The 22111-nt window shown below is 61.5% G+C and carries 23 protein-coding genes; 6 read left to right on the top strand and 17 right to left on the bottom strand.

Annotation, left to right across the window (positions count from 1 at the left end):
• The first annotated feature begins 200 nt into the window (after window positions 1–200).
• A complete protein-coding gene (locus LOY50_RS17255) occupies window positions 201–872 on the top strand; it encodes a DUF2268 domain-containing protein (protein ID WP_258688646.1) in 672 nt (223 codons plus the stop codon).
• On the opposite strand, the gene LOY50_RS17250 is transcribed toward LOY50_RS17255, so the two are convergent.
• The gene (locus LOY50_RS17250) at window positions 826–1347 is read right to left on the bottom strand and encodes an HIT family protein (protein ID WP_258688645.1); all 522 of its coding nucleotides are present in this window, start codon (window positions 1345–1347) and stop codon (window positions 826–828) included. The genes LOY50_RS17255 and LOY50_RS17250 overlap by 47 nt on opposite strands.
• Window positions 1348–1460: 113 nt before the next feature.
• Window positions 1461–2327, bottom strand: a complete 867-nt coding sequence (locus LOY50_RS17245) for a LysR family transcriptional regulator (RefSeq protein ID WP_258688644.1) — start codon at window positions 2325–2327, stop codon at window positions 1461–1463.
• A gap of 102 nt (window positions 2328–2429) precedes the next feature.
• Here LOY50_RS17245 and LOY50_RS17240 point away from each other — a divergent pair, with 102 nt between their 5' ends.
• Window positions 2430–3320 carry a DMT family transporter gene (locus LOY50_RS17240; RefSeq protein WP_258688643.1) on the top strand — a complete coding sequence of 297 codons (891 nt, stop codon included), beginning with the start codon at window positions 2430–2432 and terminating at the stop codon, window positions 3318–3320.
• Between the two features lie 237 nt (window positions 3321–3557).
• Window positions 3558–3755, top strand: a complete 198-nt coding sequence (locus LOY50_RS17235; RefSeq protein ID WP_253475968.1) for an MbcA/ParS/Xre antitoxin family protein — start codon at window positions 3558–3560, stop codon at window positions 3753–3755.
• A gap of 83 nt (window positions 3756–3838) precedes the next feature.
• On the opposite strand, the gene LOY50_RS17230 is transcribed toward LOY50_RS17235, so the two are convergent.
• From LOY50_RS17230 to LOY50_RS17205, 6 genes are all read right to left on the bottom strand, one after another.
• Entirely contained in the window at window positions 3839–4198 is a 360-nt protein-coding gene (locus LOY50_RS17230; RefSeq protein ID WP_258688642.1) for a hypothetical protein, read from the bottom strand.
• 38 nt (window positions 4199–4236) lie between these two features.
• A complete protein-coding gene (locus tag LOY50_RS17225) occupies window positions 4237–4779 on the bottom strand; it encodes a hypothetical protein (RefSeq protein ID WP_258688641.1) in 543 nt (180 codons plus the stop codon).
• 77 nt (window positions 4780–4856) lie between these two features.
• Entirely contained in the window at window positions 4857–5495 is a 639-nt protein-coding gene (locus tag LOY50_RS17220; RefSeq protein WP_258688640.1) for a response regulator transcription factor, read from the bottom strand.
• Window positions 5482–6558, bottom strand: a complete 1077-nt coding sequence (locus tag LOY50_RS17215) for a sensor histidine kinase (RefSeq protein ID WP_258688639.1) — start codon at window positions 6556–6558, stop codon at window positions 5482–5484. The genes LOY50_RS17220 and LOY50_RS17215 overlap by 14 nt, the downstream gene beginning before the upstream one ends.
• Window positions 6559–6604: 46 nt before the next feature.
• Complete coding sequence (locus tag LOY50_RS17210) at window positions 6605–7909, bottom strand: AAA-associated domain-containing protein (protein WP_258688638.1); 1305 nt, start codon at window positions 7907–7909, stop codon at window positions 6605–6607.
• An 11-nt stretch (window positions 7910–7920) separates the two neighbouring features.
• The gene (locus tag LOY50_RS17205; RefSeq protein WP_408980814.1) at window positions 7921–9669 is read right to left on the bottom strand and encodes an ABC transporter permease; all 1749 of its coding nucleotides are present in this window, start codon (window positions 9667–9669) and stop codon (window positions 7921–7923) included.
• Here LOY50_RS17205 and LOY50_RS17200 point away from each other — a divergent pair.
• Together LOY50_RS17200 and LOY50_RS17195 are read left to right on the top strand one after the other, a co-directional pair.
• A complete protein-coding gene (locus LOY50_RS17200; protein ID WP_258688636.1) occupies window positions 9668–9901 on the top strand; it encodes a hypothetical protein in 234 nt (77 codons plus the stop codon). The genes LOY50_RS17205 and LOY50_RS17200 overlap by 2 nt on opposite strands.
• A 502-nt stretch (window positions 9902–10403) precedes the next feature.
• Window positions 10404–10937, top strand: coding sequence for an REP-associated tyrosine transposase (locus tag LOY50_RS17195; RefSeq protein WP_258688635.1), 534 nt, complete (start codon window positions 10404–10406; stop codon window positions 10935–10937).
• A 475-nt stretch (window positions 10938–11412) separates the two neighbouring features.
• Here LOY50_RS17195 and LOY50_RS17190 read toward each other — a convergent pair whose 3' ends face one another.
• The 9 genes from LOY50_RS17190 to LOY50_RS17150 are packed head-to-tail and all read right to left on the bottom strand — an operon-like array spanning window position 11413 to window position 20120.
• Complete coding sequence (locus LOY50_RS17190) at window positions 11413–12486, bottom strand: chemotaxis response regulator protein-glutamate methylesterase (protein WP_214511958.1); 1074 nt, start codon at window positions 12484–12486, stop codon at window positions 11413–11415.
• Window positions 12487–12488: 2 nt separating this feature from the next.
• A complete protein-coding gene (gene cheD / locus LOY50_RS17185; protein WP_258688634.1) occupies window positions 12489–12986 on the bottom strand; it encodes a chemoreceptor glutamine deamidase CheD in 498 nt (165 codons plus the stop codon).
• Window positions 12983–13819 carry a protein-glutamate O-methyltransferase CheR gene (locus tag LOY50_RS17180; protein ID WP_258688633.1) on the bottom strand — a complete coding sequence of 279 codons (837 nt, stop codon included), beginning with the start codon at window positions 13817–13819 and terminating at the stop codon, window positions 12983–12985. The genes cheD and LOY50_RS17180 overlap by 4 nt, the downstream gene beginning before the upstream one ends.
• Window positions 13816–14352 (bottom strand): chemotaxis protein CheW, encoded by a 537-nt coding sequence (locus tag LOY50_RS17175; protein ID WP_258688631.1) that lies wholly within the window; start codon window positions 14350–14352, stop codon window positions 13816–13818. Before LOY50_RS17175 ends, LOY50_RS17180 begins: the two co-directional genes overlap by 4 nt.
• 39 nt (window positions 14353–14391) lie before the next feature.
• On the bottom strand, window positions 14392–16050 hold the full coding sequence (locus tag LOY50_RS17170; RefSeq protein ID WP_258688626.1) for a methyl-accepting chemotaxis protein: 1659 nt from the start codon (window positions 16048–16050) through the stop codon (window positions 14392–14394).
• Between the two features lie 33 nt (window positions 16051–16083).
• The gene (locus tag LOY50_RS17165; protein ID WP_258688624.1) at window positions 16084–18183 is read right to left on the bottom strand and encodes a chemotaxis protein CheA; all 2100 of its coding nucleotides are present in this window, start codon (window positions 18181–18183) and stop codon (window positions 16084–16086) included.
• A gap of 39 nt (window positions 18184–18222) precedes the next feature.
• Window positions 18223–18507: a lipid asymmetry maintenance protein MlaB gene (locus LOY50_RS17160; protein WP_258688622.1), complete on the bottom strand. Its 285-nt coding sequence runs from the start codon at window positions 18505–18507 to the stop codon at window positions 18223–18225.
• Between the two features lie 15 nt (window positions 18508–18522).
• On the bottom strand, window positions 18523–18891 hold the full coding sequence (locus tag LOY50_RS17155; RefSeq protein ID WP_003203044.1) for a response regulator: 369 nt from the start codon (window positions 18889–18891) through the stop codon (window positions 18523–18525).
• A gap of 11 nt (window positions 18892–18902) precedes the next feature.
• Window positions 18903–20120, bottom strand: a complete 1218-nt coding sequence (locus tag LOY50_RS17150) for a methyl-accepting chemotaxis protein (RefSeq protein WP_258688620.1) — start codon at window positions 20118–20120, stop codon at window positions 18903–18905.
• Between the two features lie 504 nt (window positions 20121–20624).
• On the opposite strand from LOY50_RS17150, the gene LOY50_RS17145 reads away from it, so the two are divergent.
• Window positions 20625–21971: an MATE family efflux transporter gene (locus LOY50_RS17145; protein ID WP_214511966.1), complete on the top strand. Its 1347-nt coding sequence runs from the start codon at window positions 20625–20627 to the stop codon at window positions 21969–21971.
• Window positions 21972–22111: the final 140 nt, after the last annotated feature.

Below are 22111 nucleotides of genomic sequence, written 5' to 3'. Positions count from 1 at the left end.
ATTTCACCAGACACGACGGGCAAGACACCTGTTTCCGAGAGCCTTGTAGGAATCGAGACAGTTTTTTGCCAGAGATAACCGGGCAGACAGAGGCGCAGTCAAACCTGATCGACACTGGACAGTTGCCCGGCGGGGATCTACCGTCGCGAGCGGCCCGGAGTCATCGAGCCAGGTGATTTGATTAATAAAGGAGAGGGGACATGGAGAAATGGACGCTGCACTGGCTGGAGGCCTCGGGGAGTCTTGCCGAGCTTCGCCGCGAGCTGGTTGATGAGTTTGACGCCGCTTACGAGGCTATTGCTTGCCTAATGACCCCGCCGCGACTCGATGTCCTGATTCAGCGGCTACCGGGCGAAACCATTCCGGAAATGGGTCTGGTAGGGCGGGCGTATCGCAGTTCCATGTTTACCATGACCCTTGATCCCGACAATCCGAATTTCTTTTCCAGCCTGCGCACCGGCGCACTGCGTCGACAGGTTGTTCATGAGGTTCACCATTGCCTGCGCATGGGCGGTCCTGGTTATGGCTGGACGTTAGGCGAGGCGTTGGTCAGCGAAGGGCTTGCCGGTCAGTTTGTTCGGCGTGTGCTTGGTAGCGATCCGGAGCCTTGGGAGCATGCCATCGCATCTGCTGATCTATTGCGCTCACCGGTTGGACTGCAAATTATCGAGTCGAGGTATTACGATCACAACGAGTGGTTCTTTGGTTTTGGCGACAAACCCAAATGGCTCGGTTACTCGTTGGGCTATCAAATGGTCGGACGTTGGCTTGCGTCGAGGGGCGAAACTGATATTTCGACCTGGGTCAACGCACCTGCAGCAGACATCATGGCCAACGCGCTGGAGGAAGGTTTGGTATTGGCTGAGTCCTGAACGCTTGCCGCAACTTTTCAATTACCTGGCTGATAGAAGGCCCTTGGGTTGCTGGCGGCATCGGGCTCTCACCGAATTCACGCCAGATGAACAACGTCAGCTCTGCGCCATCGGTCAATGTCTGGGCGTTCTCTTGAGTGCCAAAGGTCTCCAGCAGCCTGTACCGCGCATCTTTCCAGAACAGTGCCTCGACCCAGTCGTACACCGGGATGAAATGGAAGTGGATGGGGTAGCGGGGATCATGGCCGAAGCGGCTGATGTACAGCCATTTGGGGTTCAGTTGTGTTTCAACGACGCTCTGGATGTTTGCCATCAGGCTGCCCAGCTCCGCGAGTGCGAGTTCGGGCAATTGGGCCAGTGAGTTAACGTGGTGCTTGGAGCCGAGCATGAGGTAGCCGGGCAGGGCGGATGCCAGGTGGTGGTTGACTAGCCAGTGGGTGGTTTCGTGGAGGATGAAGTGGGGGAGTAATTCCAAAGCGGACTCCTTGTTAATGATTGGAATCTTCGTTTATCAGGATGATCGGGTATTGGGACTGCTTCGCAGCCCAGCGGGAGCAAGCTCCCTCGCCACAGGGGAGAGGGGCGCAACTAGCCTTCGAACTCCGTTTGCAGCATCGCCAAAAACGCCTCTCTGGCAGGATGCCTCCCAGCGTTTTCATGCCAGTAGAAAAGGTTATCGATGCCCGTCAGCTCGGGAAACTCATACCCTGTCCAACCAGCGCCCTGGCGATATTGCTCATAGATCCCTCGGGGCACCAGTGAGACGCCAGCACCCGCACTGACACAACCAACGATGGCGCCATAACTGGCGATGCTGGTGATCGGTTGCACCTGACCATGACGCAGCAGCCACTGTTCCAGCGCCAAGCGGTACGGACAGCCCGTGGGCCACATGAAGATTGCCTTGCCTTGCAAATCGGCGGCGCTGCGCAGCGGGCCGTGGGACTCGGAGGCGATGAGCACCAGGTCTTCGCGGTACATCACGGCTCGCTTGAGTCCAGGCCGTTCGATGTCCACCGCCACGATCACGCCGTCGAGCCGGTGATGCTGGATATCGTCCAGCAACTGCGCCCAGGTTCCGGTGCTCAGTTCCAGCGACACTTGCGGATACTGCGCGTGGTATTTGGCGAGCAACTGCGGCAGGCGCCCGGTGGCGCTGGACTCGATTGCGCCTATGCGCAGTGGGCCACTCGGTGCGCGGGTGGGGGCGACCGCGCGGCGGGCCTCTTCTGTCAGGCTCAGTATTTTTGTCGCGTACTCCAGAAACACTTCGCCCGCTGGGCTGACCCGCAGCCCGCGGCCTTCGCGGAAAAACAGCGGCGTGCCGAGTTCTCGTTCCAGGGACTTGAGGCGTGCGGTGATGTTGGACGGCACGCAGTGCAGCACTTCGGCGGCGCGGGCGATGCTGCCAGTTTCGCAGACTGTCTTGAGCATGCGCAGTTGGGACAGTTCCATGGCTCACCAAAAGTGAATGGTTGACTGAGTTTAAGTCACTTGTGCTGAGGTGGGGTGGTTTCGATACTTCGAGGCAAATCGGCCAGTGAGCAGGAACTTTAGATGGAAACGCGTTTTGCGCTGGTTGAAGGTTCCTCCGGCAAAACCGGTGTGAAGGTTATCCTGGCGACGCTGTTGGTGATCGTTTGCTGGGCCTATTCGCCGATTGGTATTCGCATTGGCCTGCAGGCTTACGAACCCGGTCACCTGGCGTTGGTGCGTTTTCTCATCGCTTCAGTGTTCATGGCCCTCGTTGCGATGGTGAAGGGTATTTCCTGGCCGCGTCTCAGGGATTTGCCGTTGCTGGCGGTGTTGGGTTTCTTTGCCGTCAGCCTGCATCACATCGCCCTCAATTACGGTCAGCGGGGCGTCAGCGCCGGGGCGGCCAGTGTGCTGGCCCAGTCCACGCCGTTGTTCAGCACGCTGCTGGCGCATTTTGTCTTCAAGGACAGGGTCAGTGGTTGGCAGTGGGGGTGTGTGCTGTGCGGCTTGCTTGGCGCAGGCGTGATGGTCGCGGGGGATCGTGGCTTGGGTGGCATGGACGCCCATGGGCTATTGATCCTGTTGGCGGCGCTGTCCTGGAGTTTGTATTTCGCTTTGCAGAAGCGCCATGCCCATCGTTATGACGGTTTGACCCTGGTTTGTTACACCGTTTGGTCGGGCACGATTCTGTTGTTCATTTTTGCGCCAGGGATGTTGAGCGCGGCGCGACAGGCTTCGGCTTCGGTGAATCTGGCGGTATTGGTTCTGGGTATTTTTCCTAGCGCGCTGGCGTACCTTGCTTGGGCTTACGTGCTGGCGCACAGCAACGTGAGCCGCGCTTCCATGGCGCTTTACCTGATACCGCCCACGGCGATGTTGATGGCTTCTTTGGTGCTGGCCGAGCGCCCGTCAGCGATGGTTATTGTTGGGGCGGCGATTGTGTTGGTGAGTGTGCTGGCGTTGAGGCTTTAGCCGGGGAGTGGGGCAAAAGTCGGTTGATTCTGTTGTGGGTGTCGGCAATGAGGTTGGATGGGGGGCAACGAAACACCGTCCTACAGAAAGGTGACCGCTTTGGGATAAATCACAGAAGTCTCTGACAACTTTTTAGGGTTGGCCTTCGGAAGTACCGGCCTTACGATCTGGATTGTCTCAGTGCTCAGCGTGGCATCCGGCGCGCTCAGCTTGGTTTTATATCGTGAGGACAGATCGATGCCTGGAGCCCCATACGCCAAGGCCTTGGAACACGCCGCCAATGTTTTCGGCAGCCAGCAGTTGGCTGAAGACTGGTTGAGAAAACCCTGCATGTACCTGGACGGGAAGGTGCCATTGGAACTGATCGATAACGCGCAGGGCTTCAAGTTAGTAGAGGAATACCTGACCCGGGTTGAGCTTGGGGTTTATCAATGAATCCTGTGTTCTACTGCGCGGTTTTTGGGGCTGCTGCGCAGCCCAGCGGGAGCAAGCTCCCTCGCCACAGGTTGCGTTTACACCTACAACTTTTTCCATCCACGGCCATCGGTCGTGCGGTAGGTTCCCCCAGTGGCGCAGCATCCTCCGGCTCCAAATGCCATGCGCCCCAGCTCAACCGTGACAGTTTCCTTTCCCTTGCTCAGCGACTGCCGATCGCAACTGGTGAAAAAAGGGTAGGGCTCCGTTTCCAGCACCACGGTCCAGGCCATGTCTTTCGCGGACTGGCCCTCGATCTTGTAAACCGCACAATCGTGAACAACCAAGTGAGCAAACTGCCCTGCAAGCAGTCCCTTGAAAACGAGCTCAGGTGGCGCGTCGAGCAGTGCGGTTTTTAGCGGGTCTGGCTCTGAGCCGTACTCGCAAGCCGCTAGCGTGCCCATGGCGAGAACCAGGCACGTTTGCCAGACACGCTGCCGCACTACTTCTTGACCGGATAATCCTGCCCCCACACCCGTACCGTGCTGACCGCCTCGTTCATGCCTTCAAACACGAACTTCTGGCGCACGGCGGTCTTCGCCGGAATGGTGACTTCATCCGGGTTGCCCAGGCCGGTGAGGCGGTTGGAGTAGCCCGCCTGGTCAATGGCCAGCAGTACGCCTGTCTGGCCGAGGTTGACCACGCGCAGTTGGGTGTCGGTGCTGTTCTTGAAGCCGAGGGTGATGCTGACGTTGTCGTCGCCGGGTTCGAGCTTCAGCACTTCAACGGCGATGCGGTCTTTCATTTGCTCGTTGGAGGAAATGATCGCGGCGCCATCGGTGCCTTGGGCCGACTCGCGGCCATCGAGCACGCCTTCACTGACACCGCCCAGCAGGTTCTTGCCGGCGGTAATGAAGGTTGAAACGGCTGCCTTGGTCGAGTCCTTGATGAGGCTGCCGTCGGTTGGCTCGCCTTCGGCAAAGCACAGGGCGCTGAGCAGGAGGCTGGAGACGAAGAGGGTGGAGCGTGACGGCAGAAAAGTCATACCTGGATCCTTGAGGGTGGCCTGCGACATCGCCTGTCAGAAGGGCGAGCGGCAATGATAGCCGTGATCGAGGACCGTTAGCGATTTACCTCTTTGAGTTTTTCCGACATCTTCACCAGCGTTGCCAACGAGTCCGCATTCATCTTGCGCATCAACGACCCGCGGCGCACTTTCACGGTCACTTCGCTCAAACCCAGTTGGCCGGCCACCTGCTTGTTCAGCAGCCCTGACACGACCAAGTCCATCACCTCGCGTTCGCCGTCGGTCAGGGTGTCATACCGGCGTTTCAACTCCTCGATACTCGCTGCGGCCTTGCGCCGTTCCTGGTCGCGGTTCAGGCCCTGGGTGATGGCATCGAGCAGGTCCTGTTCGCGAAATGGCTTGGTCAGGAACTCCAGCGCCCCGGCCTTCATGGCTTTGACGGACATGGGGATGTCGCCATGGGCGGTGATGAACACCACCGGGACCAGGATGTTCAAGCGGGCCATTTCCTGCTGGAAGTCCAGCCCATTCAAGCCCGGCATGCGCACATCCAGAATCAGGCACGCCGGGACGTCCGGCCGCTGGGCGTCGATGAACTCACGGGCCGAGCCGAATGCCATGCTTGCCAGGCCCACGGAGGCCAGCAGGTCTTGCAGTGAGGCACGCACCGAGTGGTCATCGTCGACGATATAGATCATCGAATCGGCCTGGTCATGAATGTCAGTTTGGCTCATCGGATTCCCTTGTAACGGCGGGCAGGGTGAAGTGAAACGTCGAGCCGGACGGTGGATTGCTGGCGGCCCAGATCCGCCCGTCATGGGCCTCGATGATCGAGCGGCTGATGGCCAACCCCATCCCCATGCCGTCCTGCTTGGTGCTGTAGAAGGCGTCGAACACCCGTTCGCGGTCGCTTGCCGACAAGCCGTTGCCCTGGTCGGACACCGAAAAGAGCAGTTGCTGGGGCGACTCAAGCGTCACCTGAAACTGCAGAATCCGCTGATCGACGTCAACCTGGCGCATGGCGTCGAGCGCGTTCATCGCCAGGTTCAGGAGCACTTGTTGGATTTGCACTTCATCCGCCAGCATCGGCGGCAGCCCGTCCTGGACCTGTACGCGCAAGGTGATGTTCTGCTCGTTCAGCTCTCCGGCCAACAGTCGCAGCGCGGCATGGACCGTGTCGGCGACGTTCAGCCACTGCTTCGTCGGCGCTTGATGCCGGGCCATGCCGCGCAGCCGGGCAATGATGTCGCTGGCTCGATGGGTGTCGGCGATGATCCGCTCCACCGCCTGCCGGGCCTTGGGCAGGTTGGGCGGCTCGGTGGCCATCCAGCGCAGGCTGGCACTGCCGCTGGCGGCAACGGCGGCCAGCGGTTGGTTGACTTCGTGGGCAATCGAGGCGGCGAGTTCGCCGAGCATGTTGATGCGGGCGATGTGCGCCAGGTGGGCGCGGGTCTGATGCACCGTGCGCACGGCGGCCGAGAGACGCAGCGCCAGGTACGTGGTGCCGGCGATGGCGGCGAGGCTGATCAGCACGTTGATCAACCCGGCCTCTGTGTCGCCAAAACGAGTGAAGCGATAGCTGAGGATCGTCAGGACCATGCAGAGGACCGAGACCCCGGCCACGGCGCGTGCCGGCAGGATTCTCACGGCGATCAGCACCACCACGATCTGGAAGACCCCGACCGCGATTTCCAGGTCGGTGACGGTGTCGATTGCCGCGATGCCCAGGGCCAGCCCCAGCAGAAGCAGTAGACGCAGGGTCAACGCCGTTCTTCTCATTGAATGTCCATCGCGCATTGCTCCAACGACCAGGCCTGATCCACGCAGTTTATACCGCAGCGTCTCAGGATGGATTGTCCAGGCTGAACTGATCGGCCACTTCGTCGTAGGCGAACAACTCGGCGTAGCGGCCCCATTGCGTGACACAGTCCAGCGTAATGGCGGCGTCGTGCTCGGACATGAAATCTTCCAGTTGGTCACGGAAACGCCTGGCCGGTGCGGTGCGGGTAGGGCGGTCGTCCAGCACCCGGCGCACATGCCCCACCAACGGCACGTATTTAAGCAGGTGCTGGGCAAACAGTTGCTTGCGCTCATCCACCGCTGAATCGGCGTAGCGCTGCCCGGCCGGCAGGAGGGTGATGTGGCCGTCCTGCAGGTCGGCCAGGCGCATGAGTTGCAGCACCTCGGCGACCGGCAACAGGTCACTGGCGGTATAGCGCAATGCACTGGCGAGCTCGCGCAAGTCCGCTTGGCCGGCAAACGGCTGGTCCTGCACCGCTTCGATCAGCCCGGCCAGGGCATTGCTGGAAATCGATGGCAGGACCATGCCCACACCGCTGCCGGCAAAGGTTTCCTGGCGTGCGGAGCCGGCATTCGCGCCGCCGGCCATCTGCACGTAAATGTGCTCGACCAGGGCTTGGAACGCCGGGTCGGCGCGATTGCGCGGCTGGCTGAGGTCCACGCTGATCTCGCTCATGACCCGCCCCGGGTTGGAGGAGAAAATCAGTATCCGGTCACACATCAGCACGGCTTCTTCGATGTTATGGGTGACCATCAGGATCGACCGGATCGGCATGCGCCCCTCGCGCCACAAGTCCAGCAGGTCGGTGCGCAGCGTTTCGGCGGTCAGCACGTCCAGCGCGGAAAACGGCTCGTCCATCAACAACACGTCCGGGTTGACCACCAACGCACGGGCCAGGCCGACGCGCTGGCGCATGCCGCCCGACAGTTCTTTGGGGAAGGCGCTTTCGAAGCCGTCGAGGCCAATCATGTCGATGGCGGCCAGCGCCCGCCGACGTCGCTCAGGTGCCGCCACGCCGAGGGCCTCGAGGCCGACCTCGACGTTTTGCAGCACCGTCAGCCAGGGGAACAGGGCGAAGCTCTGGAACACCATGCGCACCGAGCTCGCCAGCCCTTGGGCATTGGCCGGAAAATCCACCACGCCGCTGGTGGGCGAAATCAGGCCGGCGATGGAGCGCAGCAAGGTCGATTTGCCGGAGCCCGAGCGCCCGAGCAGGCCGACGATTTCGCCCTCGTCCAGGCGCATGCAGACATTGTCCAGAACCCGGCGCTCGGCGACGCCAGCCGTGCCGTAGACGTGGCCGACTTGCTGCACATCCACGAGGCAGCGTTTGTCCATCACTTGCATTGGATCACCCCTCAATCAATTCGAAGCCGACGCTCGGCGAAACCGTACAGCGGGCGCCACAGCAGCCGGTTGAAACCCACCACGAAAATCGACATGACCACGACGCCCAGCGCCACTCGTTGCAGATCCCCGGCCGTGGTCGCCTGGGCAATGAAGGCGCCCAAGCCGGACGCGTACAAATGGTGGTCGCCCCAGGACACCGCCTCGGCGACGATGCTGGCGTTCCATGAGCCACCCGCTGCCGTGAGGGCGCCGGTGACGTAGTAAGGGAAGACGCCGGGCAGCGCGACCTGGCGCCACCACTGCCAGCCGCGTATGTGGAAGCTGCGCGCCGCTTCTCGCAAATCAGTCGGCAGGGCGCTGGCGCCGGCAATCACGTTGAACAGGATGTACCACTGGGTGCCCAGGATCATCAGCGGCGAGAGCCAGACATCGGGGTTGAGTTTCAGGGCGACGATGGCGATCACCGCGAACGGAAACAGCACGTTGGCCGGGAAGGCTGCCAGTAACTGCGCGATGGGTTGCAGGCGCTCGGCCCAGCGCGGGTTCAAGCCGATCCAGACGCCGATGGGCACCCACACCACGCTGGCCAGCACGATCAGCACGCTGACTCGCACCAGGGTGATCAGGCCCAGGCCAAACGTACTGGCCACGTCCTCCCAACCTAACGTGCTGCCGATGAACCGCGACAACTGCAGGATGCCGGCGATGCAGGCAGCGGCGACCAGGGCGAGCCAGACCCGGTCGGCTGCGCGGCTGACGCGGGCACTGGTCTTGAAGCGGATGGACGGCAGCCGGGGGAGTTTCTCCAGGAATAACGAGGCCTTGATGCTGCCCAGCGCCAGCAGCAACAAGGGCACCAGGCGCGTCGAGCGCAGCAGGTCGTAGACCCTCGACCGTGGGCGTTTCTGGGAGGCGGTCTGCTCGAAGCGGAATTTATCCGCCCAGGCGACGATAGGTCGGAAAAACAGCAGGTCATAGGCGATGATCACCGCGACCATGGCCAGCACCGCCCAAGCAATCGCGGCGATGTTTTGCTGCTCGATCGCCAGCGCCAGCCATGAGCCGATCCCCGGCAGGCTGACGGTGGTGTCGCCGACGGTGATGGCCTCGGACGCGACCACGAAAAACCAGCCGCCCGACATCGACATCATCATGTTCCACACCAGGCCCGGCGTGGCGAAGGGCAGTTCCAGCCTGATGAAGCGTTGCCATGGCGAAAACGCGAACTGTCGGCTGACGTCGTAGAGATCGTTGGGCACGGTTCTCAGCGATTGATAGAAGCTGAAAGTCATGTTCCAGACTTGACTGGTGAAGATGGCGAAGATGGCCGCGCACTCCACACCGGTTTCCTTGCCCGGGAAAAGTCCCATGAAGAACACCACGGTAAACGTAAGAAAGCCAAGGACTGGCACGGATTGGAGAATATCCAAGGCGGGCAGGATAACGATTGCAGCCTTGCGGCTTTTGGCGGCCAACGTGGCGACGACCAAGGAAAAAACAAACGAAGCGAACAAGGCGATGAACATGCGCAACGTCGTGCGCAAGGTATATTCCGGCAGGTGCACCAGATCAAGGGACAGCGGTGAAGCATCAAGCACGCCGAGGGGCTGGTTCATTTGATCCAGGCCATGGAAGACAAATGCAGTCAAGAGCACCAGAAGGCCCAGCAGCGCTATATCGGCCCGCCAGGAATTAGCAGGAAGTTGTTCCCGGTTTTTGAAGGGCGTCAATACAGGTGCAAGGAAAGAAGGGCGCATGGATCACCTCTATTACTCTTTGAAAACCAGGGCTGCGACCACACTTGCGATCATTGGCTGTCATGAAGTTGAAGCGCACTTGAACGGGGGCGTTAAATGCCCGGCAAGATTAAGTGCTGCCTGGGCTGAAGACCATGCTGACTTGGGACATGAAAATATACTTTGGTATATCCGTTTCCCTTCGATGAAAGAACTTCGCCGTATTTGTCGCCTATTGAAAGTTGCGCGATGAAGGCGGGAGGGCGTTCGTCTGATCCGTATTTTCCTGCGTCAGGTGCCTCTGTCATGAACCCGGGCCCCACCCCAGAATAATCACGCGGTTTGCCTATCGGACGGCCCGTGTACTGCAATTTTTTGGTCCAGGAGTGCTCATGGCGAAGATGGCGATTTTTTTGGGTGGGTTTTTGGCACTGACCCTGTTGATCGGCGTGTTGGCGACGATTTCACCGGTATAGGCACAAGCTGATGAAGCAACTGTGGCGAGGAATTCATCCCTGCCACAACTCCACTGTTGATCGTTCCCACGCTCTGCGTGGGAATGCCTCCACGGACGCTCCGCGTTCGGCTCTTGAAGGGACGCAGAGCATCCCAGACTGCATTCCCACGCAGAGCGTGGGAACGATCATCGAAGGTTTACCGACCCTTCCCACACGCTCCGAGTCCTGTTCGTCTATCCCCAAACGCCTCGAAACCGGCAGCATGGTCATTCCCCACGCCGCAAAGGAAGGCATCCCATGGGCCGGAGCCGCTACGTCATCACCGAACCCGAAAAACCCCACTTTCTCACCTGCACATTGATGGAGTGGTTGCCGCTGTTCATACGGCCCTATCTCGTTGACCACCTGCTTGGGTGCTGGCGCTATCAGCAAATCCATCAAAACTTGCAGTTGTTCGGTTATGTCGTTCTGGAAAACCATCTGCATTTCGTTGCCCAAGCGCCGAATCTGAGCACGTGCTTGCGTCAGTTCAAATCCTTTACGGCGCGTCAGATCATCAACGATCTACAAAGCAAGGGTGCTGAGCGGGCATTGCAACGCCTGCGGTTCAGCAAGCGAGCGCATAAGCAGGACCGGGTCTATCAGCTATGGCAAGAAGGCTCACATGCGGAGCAAATCTATAGTGAAGCGGTCATGCGCCAGAAATTGGATTACATCCATTTCAACCCAGTGAAGCGCGGGTATGTGGAGTTACCGGAGCATTGGCGCTACTCCAGTGCACGCAATTATGCAGGGATGGAAGGGTTGATTGAGATCCAGCGATGGTATTGACCGCGGCGAAGCTGGGACGCAGAGCGTGAGGAACGATCTTCCGGCCTCCACAACCTGATCGTTCCCACGCTCTGCGTGGGCATGCATCCCGTGACGCTCTGCGTCACCGTCCAGAAGCGGAACGCAGAGCGTCCCTGGCGGCATTCCCACGCGGAGCGTGAGGAACGATCTTCCAGCCCCCGCAACCTGATCGTTCCCACGCTCCGCGTGGGCATGCATCCCGTGACGTTCTGCGTCACCGTCCAGAAGCGGAACGCGGAGCGTCCCTGGCGGCATTCCCACGCGGAGCGTGAGGAACGATCTTCCGGCCTCCACACGCTGATCGTTCCCACGCTCTGCGTGGGCATGCATCCCGTGACGCTCTGCGTCACCGTCCAGAAGCGGAACGCGGAGCGTCCCTGGCGGCATTCCCACGCGGAGCGTGAGGAACGATCTTCACCGCCCTGATCGAGCGCCACTGTGGGGTCGGTTCTTGTTACTTGTGCAAAATCACCTGCGCAATCTCCTGCAACCCCATCACCCGTTGCGCAGCATTGAGCTTGATCGCTTCCTTGGGCATGCCGAAGACCACGCAGCTGGCTTCGTCCTGGGCCACGGTGGTGCTGCCGGCGTCGAGCATTTCCTTCAGGCCGCGGGCGCCGTCGTCGCCCATGCCGGTCATGATGATGCCGGTGGCGTTGCGGCCGGCGAATTTGGCTACGGAGCGGAACAGCACATCCACCGAAGGGCGATGGCGGTTGACCAGTGGGCCGTCCACCACCTGCACGTGATAGAACGCGCCGCTGCGGGTCACCATCATGTGCTTGCCGCCCGGTGCGATGAGCGCCAGGCCCGGGTGGATGCGGTCGTTGTTGCGGGCCTCGCGCACTTCGATCTGGCACAGGCTGTTGAGCCGTGCGGCGAACGAGGCGGTGAATTTTTCCGGCATGTGCTGGACGATGACGATGCCCGGGCACACTCGCGGTAGAGCGGTGAGCACCGCTTCCAGGGCCTGGGTGCCACCGGTGGAGGTGCCCAGGGCGACGATGCGTTCGGTGGTCTGCGCCATGGCGTGGCCGTTGGCGGCGGGCAGCATGGCGTCGGCGGTGAGTTTGGTCGCGGGCGTCAGCGCGGTCGGGGCAGGGCGCTTGCCCAGGTTGCGCACGTTGACCTGGGCGGCGGCACGGATCGCCGACACCAGTTCCGGCGCCGACTCCAACAGAAAATTCTTCAGGCCGGTGGTGGGCTTGGTGATGATTTCCACCGCGCCGGCGGCCATCGCCTGCAAGGTGGTTTCCGCGCCCCGGGGCGTCAGGGACGAGCAGATCACCACCGGTGTGGGGCGCTCGCTCATGATTTTTTTCAGGAACGTGATGCCGTCCATGCGCGGCATTTCCACGTCCAGCACGATTACGTCGGGCCATTCCTTGGCCAGTTTGTCCATGGCGAAAATCGGGTCGGACGCCGCGCCCATGACGTGGATGTCCGGTGTGTCGCTGAGGATCGCCAGCAACACCTGGCGAACCACGGCAGAGTCATCCACCAGCAGTACATTGATCTTTTTTGACATAGTCAGTGCCGGGTCCTTATAGGTTGGTGCCTGACCCACACATCGCCGCTGCAAAGGTCGAAGATGATGCTGCGGTGGCCAGTGCTGCCCATGTCCTGGGCGATCAGGTCGAGGCGATAGAGGGCGGCAATTTCCAGCGCGGCATTGACGTTCAGCCGCGCCACATCGCCGTAGGGCACGTGGCGTTGCAGCTCGGGGAACATCTCGCCGCCGCCGAACAGCTTGAGTTGGTAATCCTCGGGTTCGGTGTGGTGGGCCCGGGCCTGGCGGATGAACAGTTCGATGGCTTCGTCGGCATAGAGGCCGTTCAGTGCGGTGGAGCAGCGCACTCGACTGGGCAACATGAAATGGCACATGGCGCCGATCCTGCGTTCCGGATGCCACAGCGTGATCGCCACGCAAGAACCGAGGATCGTGCGCAGGCGCGTCGGGCAGGTGGCGAAACGAAACTCCCCGGGCGCCAGGTACACCTCGGCCACTTCCCTGATGGCGGTGTTCATGGTTTGCGGTAAATCGATGGCGTCACCAGTTTCAATGCGTCGGACACACCGTTGAGGCTTTCCGAGTGGCTGATGATGAAATACCCGCCGGGCTTGAGCCGGGGGAACAAGCGGGCAACCACTTTGCTTTTGGTGGGCTGGTCGAAATAGATCATGACGTTGCGCAGGAAGATCACATCGAACTCCCCCAGCTCCGGCAGGGTGTCGTTGAGGTTGACCTGGATGAAATTGACCCGGTTGCGCAATGCCCGGTCGATGAGGAACGTGCCTTGCTGGCTGCCGGTGCCCTTGAGGCAATATTTCACCAGCAGCGGCTGGGGCAGGGTGCGGGCGCGTTCCATCGGGTAATGCCCGGCGCGCGCCTTGGCCAGCACCTGGCTGCTGATGTCCGAACCGATGACTTCCCAGGGCGTGGTGCCCAGCCCTTCGGCCAGGGTCATGGCCAGGCTGTAGGGTTCTTCCCCCGATGAACTGGCCGCGCTCCACAGGCGGAAGGTCTTGCCCGGTGTCGCGTGGGGCAGCACGTGTTGGCGCAGGAAATCGAAATGCTTGGGCTCGCGGAAAAAGTAGGTCTCGTTGGTCGTCAACAGGTCCAGCGCCACCTGCAACTCATCGGTGCGCTGGCCGTTCATGATCAGCTTGAAATACTCGCCATAGCTGTCCAGCCCGTAGTGCTTGAGGCGCTTGAACAAACGCCCGGCCACCAGGGCTTTCTTGGCCTCTGACAGGCTGATGCCGGCGGCCTGGTACAGCCAGGACTGGAACTGACCGAACTCTCGGTCAGTGAGCGCCAGTGAATTGACCGTGCGTTCCTTGCAGCTATCGGCGTTCACGGGGCATCCATTTCCAGCGCACTCGGGCTGGTTTCTGCGAGTTGGGACATTTCGTCGATGGACAGCACGCGGCCCACCTCCAGCACGATGACGAACTTGCCATCGACCTTGGCCATGCCACTGATGAAATCGGCACGGATCTTCGCGCCGAAGCTCGGTGGCGGCTCGATCTGCGAGGCCGGGATTTCCAGCACCGCCGACACCGTGTCCACCAGCAGGCCAATGTCCTGGGCCTGGCCGTCGGCGCCGGCCGCCTCGATGATCACCACGCAGCTGCGGCGGCTGATCGCCGAATTCGGCCGGCCGAAACGGGCCGACAGGTCCACCACCGGCACGACCGCGCCACGCAGGTTGATCACCCCGCGCACGAAGGCCGGCATCATCGGCACCACGGTCAGGTTGCCGTATTCGATGATTTCCTTGATGCACAGGATGCCGATGGCAAACATCTCCGTGCCGAGCATGAACGTCAGGTATTGCGCTTCTTCCTCGACCGCGATGGCGGTTTGACGGGTGGTCGCGATGGCGCCCATTGCTTTTTCTCCTTTAAGCAAGCCAGTGGATCCGGGCCATCAGAACCGGGTGAATTCCGATTCGTCCGGGGCGCTGGCCATGTTGTAGGCAAACGCCTTGGGCATGACCGGTGCCGGAGTCCGGGCCGGTTTGCGGCTGGACGGGCCGGGGGTGTTGTCGCCCCGAGCGACCTGGACGGCGGATTTGGGCGGCGTGTCCAAGGTGAAGAAACTCATGGCCTGCTGCAGTTGCTCGGCCTGGCTGCTCATTTCCTCGGCGGTAGCGGCCAGTTCTTCGCTGCTGGAGGCGTTTTGCTGGGTCACCTGGTTGAGCTGGGTCATGGCGGTGTTGATCTGCGCCACACCGGCGGCCTGTTCTTCGGAGGCGGCGCTGATTTCCTGCACCAGGTCCGAGGTCTTGTTGATCGACGGGACCATCTCGTTGAGCAGGTTCCCGGCCTTCTCGGCCATGTCGACGCTGCTGGACGACAGCTCGCCGATTTCCTGGGCGGCCACCTGGCTGCGTTCGGCCAGCTTGCGTACTTCGGCGGCGACCACCGCGAAACCTTTGCCGTGTTCACCGGCGCGGGCGGCCTCGATGGCAGCGTTGAGCGCCAGCAGGTTGGTCTGGTAGGCGATGTCGTCGATGATGCTGATGCGTTGGGCGATTTTCTTCATCGCCACCACGGTCTGCTGCACCGATTCGCCGCCGTCGGTGGCTTCCTTGGCGGCCTTGCTGGCCATGCCGTCGGTGACCTTGGCGTTCTCGGTGTTCTGGTTGATGCTGGCGCTCATCTGCTCGATGGAGGCGCTGGTTTCCTCGACGCTGGCCGCCTGTTCGCTGGTGGCCTGGCTCATCGATTGCGCGGTGGCGCTGACTTCTTCGGAGGCGCTGGCCAGGTTGTCCGCCGCGTTGCGCACTTCACCGATGATGTGCGAGAGCTTGCCGACCATGTTCTGCATGGCATTGAGCACCATGCCGGTTTCGTCCTTGGAGCCACTCTCGATTTTGGCGTTCAGGTTGCCTTCGGCCAATTGCTCGGCGACGGTCGCGGCCTGTTTCAATGGGCGGGAGATGATCCGCGAAATGAACAGCGCCAGGCCCAGGCCCACCAGCAGGGCGGCAACCAGCGCGACAATGATCGACAGGCGTGCGTTTTCAAACAGTGCCGTACCACGTTCGCTGGCCGCACCGGCCCCGACATCATTGAGTTCCACCAGCTTTTGCAGGTCGCTGGTTACCAGGTCGAATCGACGCTTGGACTCGCCTTTGAGCAGGGCATGGGCTTGTTCGGTCAGGTTTTGCCGAGACAGTGCAAGCAGGTCCTTGCTCACCGCGAGGTAGGCGTTCCAGTCATTGCGGGTGGTTTCGAACAGTTGACGGTCTTCGGCGTTGGACAGCAGTTTTTCGTAGGTCGCCAGGCGCGTTTCAAAGGCTTTCTTGGCCTCGTCGGCTTCTTGCTCGGTGGTGGCGCGCTCTTGCTCGGAGTCAGCGGTAATATGGCGGTTTTCCTTGAGGCGATAGTTCGCCCCGTAGAAGCGCATGCCCGACGCCGCACGCATCGAAGGCATCCAGTTTTCCCGGATCTCAATGGTGGTGCCGTTCACCTGGCCCAGTTGGATGATCGAGAACACCCCCATGACGGCTGTCAGCGCCAGCACCACAAGAAATGAAGTGATCAGTTTGGTGGCGATTCTAAGATCGTAGAACCATTTCATTGGGAAGTACCTCTCCATGGAATTGCTAAAGCGTCAGCGAGCGTTGGCTTGTTGGAATTGAGTCGGTGTGTAGCGGTTTTCCACTTGGGTGATCTGGGTGAGCAGCGCTGGCACGTCGAGAATCAACGCCACGGCGCCACTGCCCAGGATGGTCGAGCCACTGATGCCGCGAAGGGCGCCAAACAGCTTGCCCAGCGGCTTGATCACGGTCTGGAATTCACCTAGCAAATCATCCACCACCAGCCCGGCCTTGAGTTCGGCGTAGCGCACCACCACCACGTTCTGCCGGCGCGCGGCCGGGCCTTCGTGGCTGAAGTGATCGCGCAGGTAGACCAGCGGCAGCACCTCGCCGCGCAGGTCGAGGTAGCCTTGTTCGCGGCTGGCGAGCCCATCGTCTTCGCTCAGCTCGATGCATTCCTGGACCATGTCCAGCGGAATGACATAGGTCGACTGACCGATGCCCACCAGAAAACCATTGATGATCGCCAGGGTCAGCGGCAGGCGGATGCGCACCACGGTGCCCTTGCCGGGCTGGCTGTCCAGGTCGACGGTGCCGCGCAGCAGGGTGATGTTGCGCTTGACCACGTCCATGCCTACGCCACGCCCCGAAAGGTTGGTCACGGCCTGGGCGGTGGAGAAGCCAGGTTCGAAGATCAGGTTGTAGATTTCCTGGTCGGTCGGGTTTGCGCCGGGTGTCACCAGGCCACGTTCCTGGGCTTTTTCCAGGATCCGGTCGCGGTTCAGGCCGGCGCCATCGTCGGCGATTTCCAGCACGATGCTGCCCGAGTCGTGATAGGCGTTGAGGTGCAGATGCCCCTTGGCCGGCTTACCGGCGGCCAGGCGCGCCTCAGCAGTTTCAATGCCGTGGTCCATGGCGTTGCGCAGCAAGTGCATGAGCGGGTCGCCGATTTTTTCCACCACGGTCTTGTCCAGCTCGGTCTCCGCACCGCTGATGATCAGGTCGATGTCCTTGCCCAGTTCCTGGCTGACATCGCGCACCACCCGACGGAAGCGGTTGAAGGTTTCGCCGATGGGGATCATGCGCAGGCGCAGGGCACCGTCGAGGATTTCCTCCACCAATGACGACACCGTCGAAGTGGATTCCTGCAATGGATCGTTGTTGCAGGTGCGGGCCAGCAGGCTGGCGCCGGCACTGGCGATGACCAGTTCGCCCACGAGGTTGATCAACTCGTCGAGCTTGTCGGCATTGACCCGCACATAGGTGCCGTCCTTGGCCTTGTCGCTGGTCACCGCTTGTTTGTCGCTGGCGATCTGGGCGGGCACGCGCGGGGTCTTGCGCTGGTCGGACAGCAACTCGCCGGTGGTGACCAGTGCGGTGTTTTCCTCGGCCGGTTCCGGCGACGTGGCAACCAGGCCAGTGTTTGCCGCGGGGGCGATGTCGTCATCCAGGGCAACGATCTCGATCTCGCAATCTTCGCGGACGAAATCGAATACTTCGTTGATCGCCCCGTGGCTGGCGGTCGAGCGAAATTCGATGTCGAAGCCCAGGTAGCAGGATTCGGCGTCCCAGGCGTCGGCGGCGGGCAGGGCGTCGATCAGGGTGGTGAGGTCGACGATGTCACCCAGGGTTTGCAGATAGCGCAGGAACGACAGCGGGTCCATGCCGTTGCGGAACACGTCCTGGCCGAAGCGCAGGGAGATGTGCCAGAGGCGTGTTTCGCCGGGTTCGCGGGTGTTGGTTTCAGGGGCTGGCGTCGGGGCCGCAGCGGGCGAGGGCGCCTGGTACTCCTGCAGGATCTGGCACAGTTCCACTTCCCGTTGCAGGGCCGGTGGCGGTAGCGCTCCGCCCTGGTTGGCGGCCACGTTGATCAGTTCCAGCATGTGATCGCTGGACTTGAGCAGCACCGCGATCAGGCCGGCGTCCACCTCGACGCTGCCGTTGCGCAGGCGATCGAGCACGTCTTCGACGATGTGGGTGAAGCTGACGATCGGTTCCAGGCCGAACAATCCGGCCGAACCCTTGATCGTGTGCGCCGCCCGGAAGATCGCGCCAATGGCGTCATCGTCACCGGGGTCGGTTTCCAGTTGCAGCAGCGACTCTTCCATCGCCTGCAACTGTTCCCGTGCCTCGACGATGAAGGTCTGTTGTGCCTGATCGAGATTGATGCTCACGCTCATATCCTTTGTCGTGTCCGACGTATTGCAACAGCCCTAGGCAAGCAGGTTGCACAGGGCAAGTGTTTCCGTGACGGCTTTGCTTTGGCCGGTCAATGTCAGTTGGGTGCCGGCCTTGGCGGCCTCGCGCTGTACCATCAGCAGCAGTTGCAGGCCGGCGCCGTCCATCTCGGTGATCTGCGACAGATCAAGGGCCATCCGCGGCGTTGCGCCCAGGTGCGGCAACCATTGCGCGGCCAGGTCGGCGGCGGTGTAGATCGTCAGCTCGCCGTCGATGTGCACCTGGGCGGTGTCATCGTGTGTCTCGTATTGCAACGGCATGGGAGCCTCCGGCGATCAAGGAAGAATCAGCTTGGATACCGCCGCCAGCATTTGCGCTGGCTGGAACGGCTTGACCACCCAGGCCTTGGCTCCGGCGGCCTGGCCTTCCTGTTTCTTCGATTCCTGGGATTCGGTGGTGAGCATGATGATCGGCGTGAACTTGTAGCTGGCCAGCTTCTTGACCTCCTTGACGAAGGTGATGCCGTCCATGTTGGGCATGTTCACGTCACTGATGATCAGGTGCACTTTCTGGCCATTGAGCTTGCCCAGTGCGTCCTTGCCATCGCTGGCTTCGATCACGTCATAGCCGGCACTTTTCAACGCGATGCCGACCACCTGTCGAACGCTCGCGGAGTCGTCGACAACCAATACACTTTTAGCCATGAACGGCGCTCCTAAAAGAAGGTAATTTCCTGTGAAGTCTGTTGCGCGCTCGAGTCGCCGTGGTGATTACGGCGTTGCTCGTCGGTGGCGTAGGTGGTTTCCATGCGCGCCAGCCATTGGCGGGCGTCGATGGAAACAGCCTGTTCGGGCGACTGGTTGGCCTGCTGCATGTGCACATGCAGGTCCTCGATGTTGTCGCGCACGTGGCTGAGGATCTGGCTGACCCGATCCTGGAATTGCAGGCTGACCAGCACCTCGGTGAGTTCATCGCGGATGCCGAAGCTCTCGCGCTGCAGCATGTCGGCCGAGTCGGCCAAGCTGCCGGTGACACTCTTGAAGCGCTCCAGCACCTGCTGGATGCTTTGCTCGGAGGCAGTGACCGAATGGCTGTCCTGGTCCGCGCCGCTGGAGGCGGCATGCACCAGTTGGGTGATGGCGGTGTTGATGATGTCGACCTTGGCCGACATCTGCTGGCCGGTCTCGCTGGACTTGCTCGAGAGACTGCGCACGGCGTCGGCCACCACGGCAAACCCACGCCCGGCCTCGCCGGCACGGGCGGCTTCGATGGCGGCGTTGAGGGCCAGCAGGTTGGTCTGCGCGGCAATCGCCGCGACATCGGCGGCCATGGTCCGCAGCTCGCCGGTATAGGCCGTCAGGTTGCGTACCTGGGCCAGGGTTTCATCGCGGCTGGCCTGGGTGGCCTTCAGCGAATCGATGACCTTGACCAGTTCACTTTCGCTCTTGGCCAGCACCTGCACGGCTCCGCCACTGCTGCTGCCGGCCAACTCACCGGCGGCCAGTTGCGAGGCTTGCACGGTTTCTTCCAGGCGCGAAGAAATGCCGGTGAAGCGGCTGGTCAGCGAGACGATTGCGGTTTCGGTCTGCTGTCGGGAGCTTTCGACCTGCTTGGCCCAGATCGGCATGGCACCAAGAATGACTTCGTTGAGTTGCTCGCGGGTTTTATGGGCCAGGTGCTCGCCGGCTTGCAGGTCGTGGCGGGCCAGGGCGGCGGCGATGGCGCTGTCGAACTGCCGGCGTTGCGAACGCGCACCCCATACGCCGGCACCGACGCCTGCGGCCAGGATCGCCACACTCAAACCGATGTTTTGTGCGCTCGCACCATTGAGCGCCAGCACGCCGATGCTCGCGGCAACGGCCACCAGCACGGCATTCCAGAGGATGCGGGGTTGGGCTTGGGAAAGGGAATGACCGTGAGAGTACGACGTCATGGTTCGGTCCTTGAACAGTGTTGCTAACAGGTTATTTGCGAATAACTGGTTATCTGCGACCCCTACTCGGACTTTAAGACCGGCTGTCCGATACCGGTATTGCTGTAGGCATTGGCCTACACAGCGCGTGGCACTGTGCTACTTCAGATTAGACGCAGTCTGTGAAATGTCGAATGCACCCGACGAAGGTATAAGCCGCATGGCGAGGGAGATGGCGCACGGGCCTTTGTGGATGGCGCACCGGCCTTTGTGGCGAGGGAGCTTGCTCCCGCGCGGCTCTGTAGGAGCTGCCGAAGGCTGCGATCTTTTGATCGTTCACTTGCGACTCAACTGGCCTTTGGAAGATCGCAGTCTCGCTTCGCTCGGCAGCTCCTACAATGCAGCCCAGCGGGAGCAAGCTCCCTCGCCACAAAGGCCGGTGCGCGCTGATTCTTCTGAAACAGACTGAATGGATTGCGCTAAATTACCCCGCATTGGATTTTCGAACCTGCCATCAGAGCCCCCATGCCCACCCAGCCCCTCTGGAAAACCTATCTCCTGTTCCTGGCCCCCATGGTCCTGTCCAATTTCCTGCAGTCCATGTCTGGCACATTCAACAGCATCTACATCGGCCAGATGCTCGGTACCCAGGCCTTGGCGGCGGTGTCGGGCATGTTTCCCATCGTGTTTTTCTTTATCGCCTTGGTGATTGGCCTCGGCGCGGGGGCGGGGGTGTTGATCGGGCAGGCCTACGGTGCCGGAGAAACCGGCACGGTGAAGGCGATTGCCGGTTCGACGTTGTTGTTGGGGGCGATCATCGGCCTGACGGCGGCGGTGCTTGGCAGTGTCTTTGCGCGCCAGGCGTTGCAGGGGCTCGGCACGCCGGCCGATGTGCTGGAGGACGCCGTTTCCTATGCCCGGGTCATGATGTGGATCCTGCCGATGTTGCTGGTATTTGTGCTGTTTACCCAGCTGCTGCGCGGGGTGAGCGATACGGTGTCACCGATGTTGGCGCTGCTGATTTCCACCAGTGTCGGGCTGCTGCTCACGCCGGCATTGATTCGTGGCTGGCTGGGGTTGCCGCCGATGGGCATCCAGAGCGCGGCGCTGGCGGGGTTGGTGGGGACGGCCTCGGCCATGGCCATGCTGGCGTGGCGCCTGAACCGTCGCGAGCATGCCCTGGCACCGGACCGGGCGTTGTTCGCGGCGATGCGCCTGGACACGGAGATCCTTGGCAAAGTGCTGCGCATTGGCTTGCCCACCGGGTTGCAGATGGTGGTGATCTCGTTGTCCGAGTTGGTCATCCTGACGCTGGTCAATAGCCATGGCTCCCAGGCCACGGCGGCCTACGGCGCGGTGACGCAGATCGTCAACTACGTGCAGTTTCCGGCGCTGTCGATCGCCATCACCGCTTCGATCCTCGGCGCCCAGGCCATCGGTGCCGGACGCCTGGAGCGCCTGGGGCCGATCCTGCGCACGGGGTTGTTGATCAACCTCTGGCTTACCGGTGGGCTGGTGGTCCTGGGTTATCTGTTGTCCCACTGGCTGCTGGGGTTGTTCATCACCGATCCGGCGGCACGGGTCCAGGCCGAACACCTGCTGCACATCATGCTCTGGAGCCTGCTGGTGTTCGGCTTCCAGGCGATCGTCGGCGGCATCATGCGCGCCAGCGGCACGGTGCTGGTGCCGGTCGCCATCTCGATCTTCTGCATCGTCGCCGTGCAAGTGCCGGCGGCGTATCTGCTGGACGCTCACTTCGGGCTGCAAGGGGTGTGGATGGCGTTCCCGGTGGCCTACTTGAGCATGCTGCTGTTGCAGACGCTGTACTACAAGCGGGTGTGGCAGCATCAGTCGATCGAGCGGCTGGTGTAACCCACCCACCACTAAACCCTGTGGGAGCGAGCTTGCTCGCGATAGCGCCGGCACATCCAGCATCGATGCAAGCTGACCCACCGCTATCGCGAGCAAGCTCGCTCCCACAGGGGATTGGGTTCTGGCGATGTTACAGTGGC

Source organism: Pseudomonas sp. B21-010, from assembly GCF_024749325.1.
Taxonomy (GTDB): Bacteria; Pseudomonadota; Gammaproteobacteria; order Pseudomonadales; family Pseudomonadaceae; genus Aquipseudomonas; species Aquipseudomonas kilonensis.
This window is presented reverse-complemented; position numbering and strand designations above follow the sequence as displayed.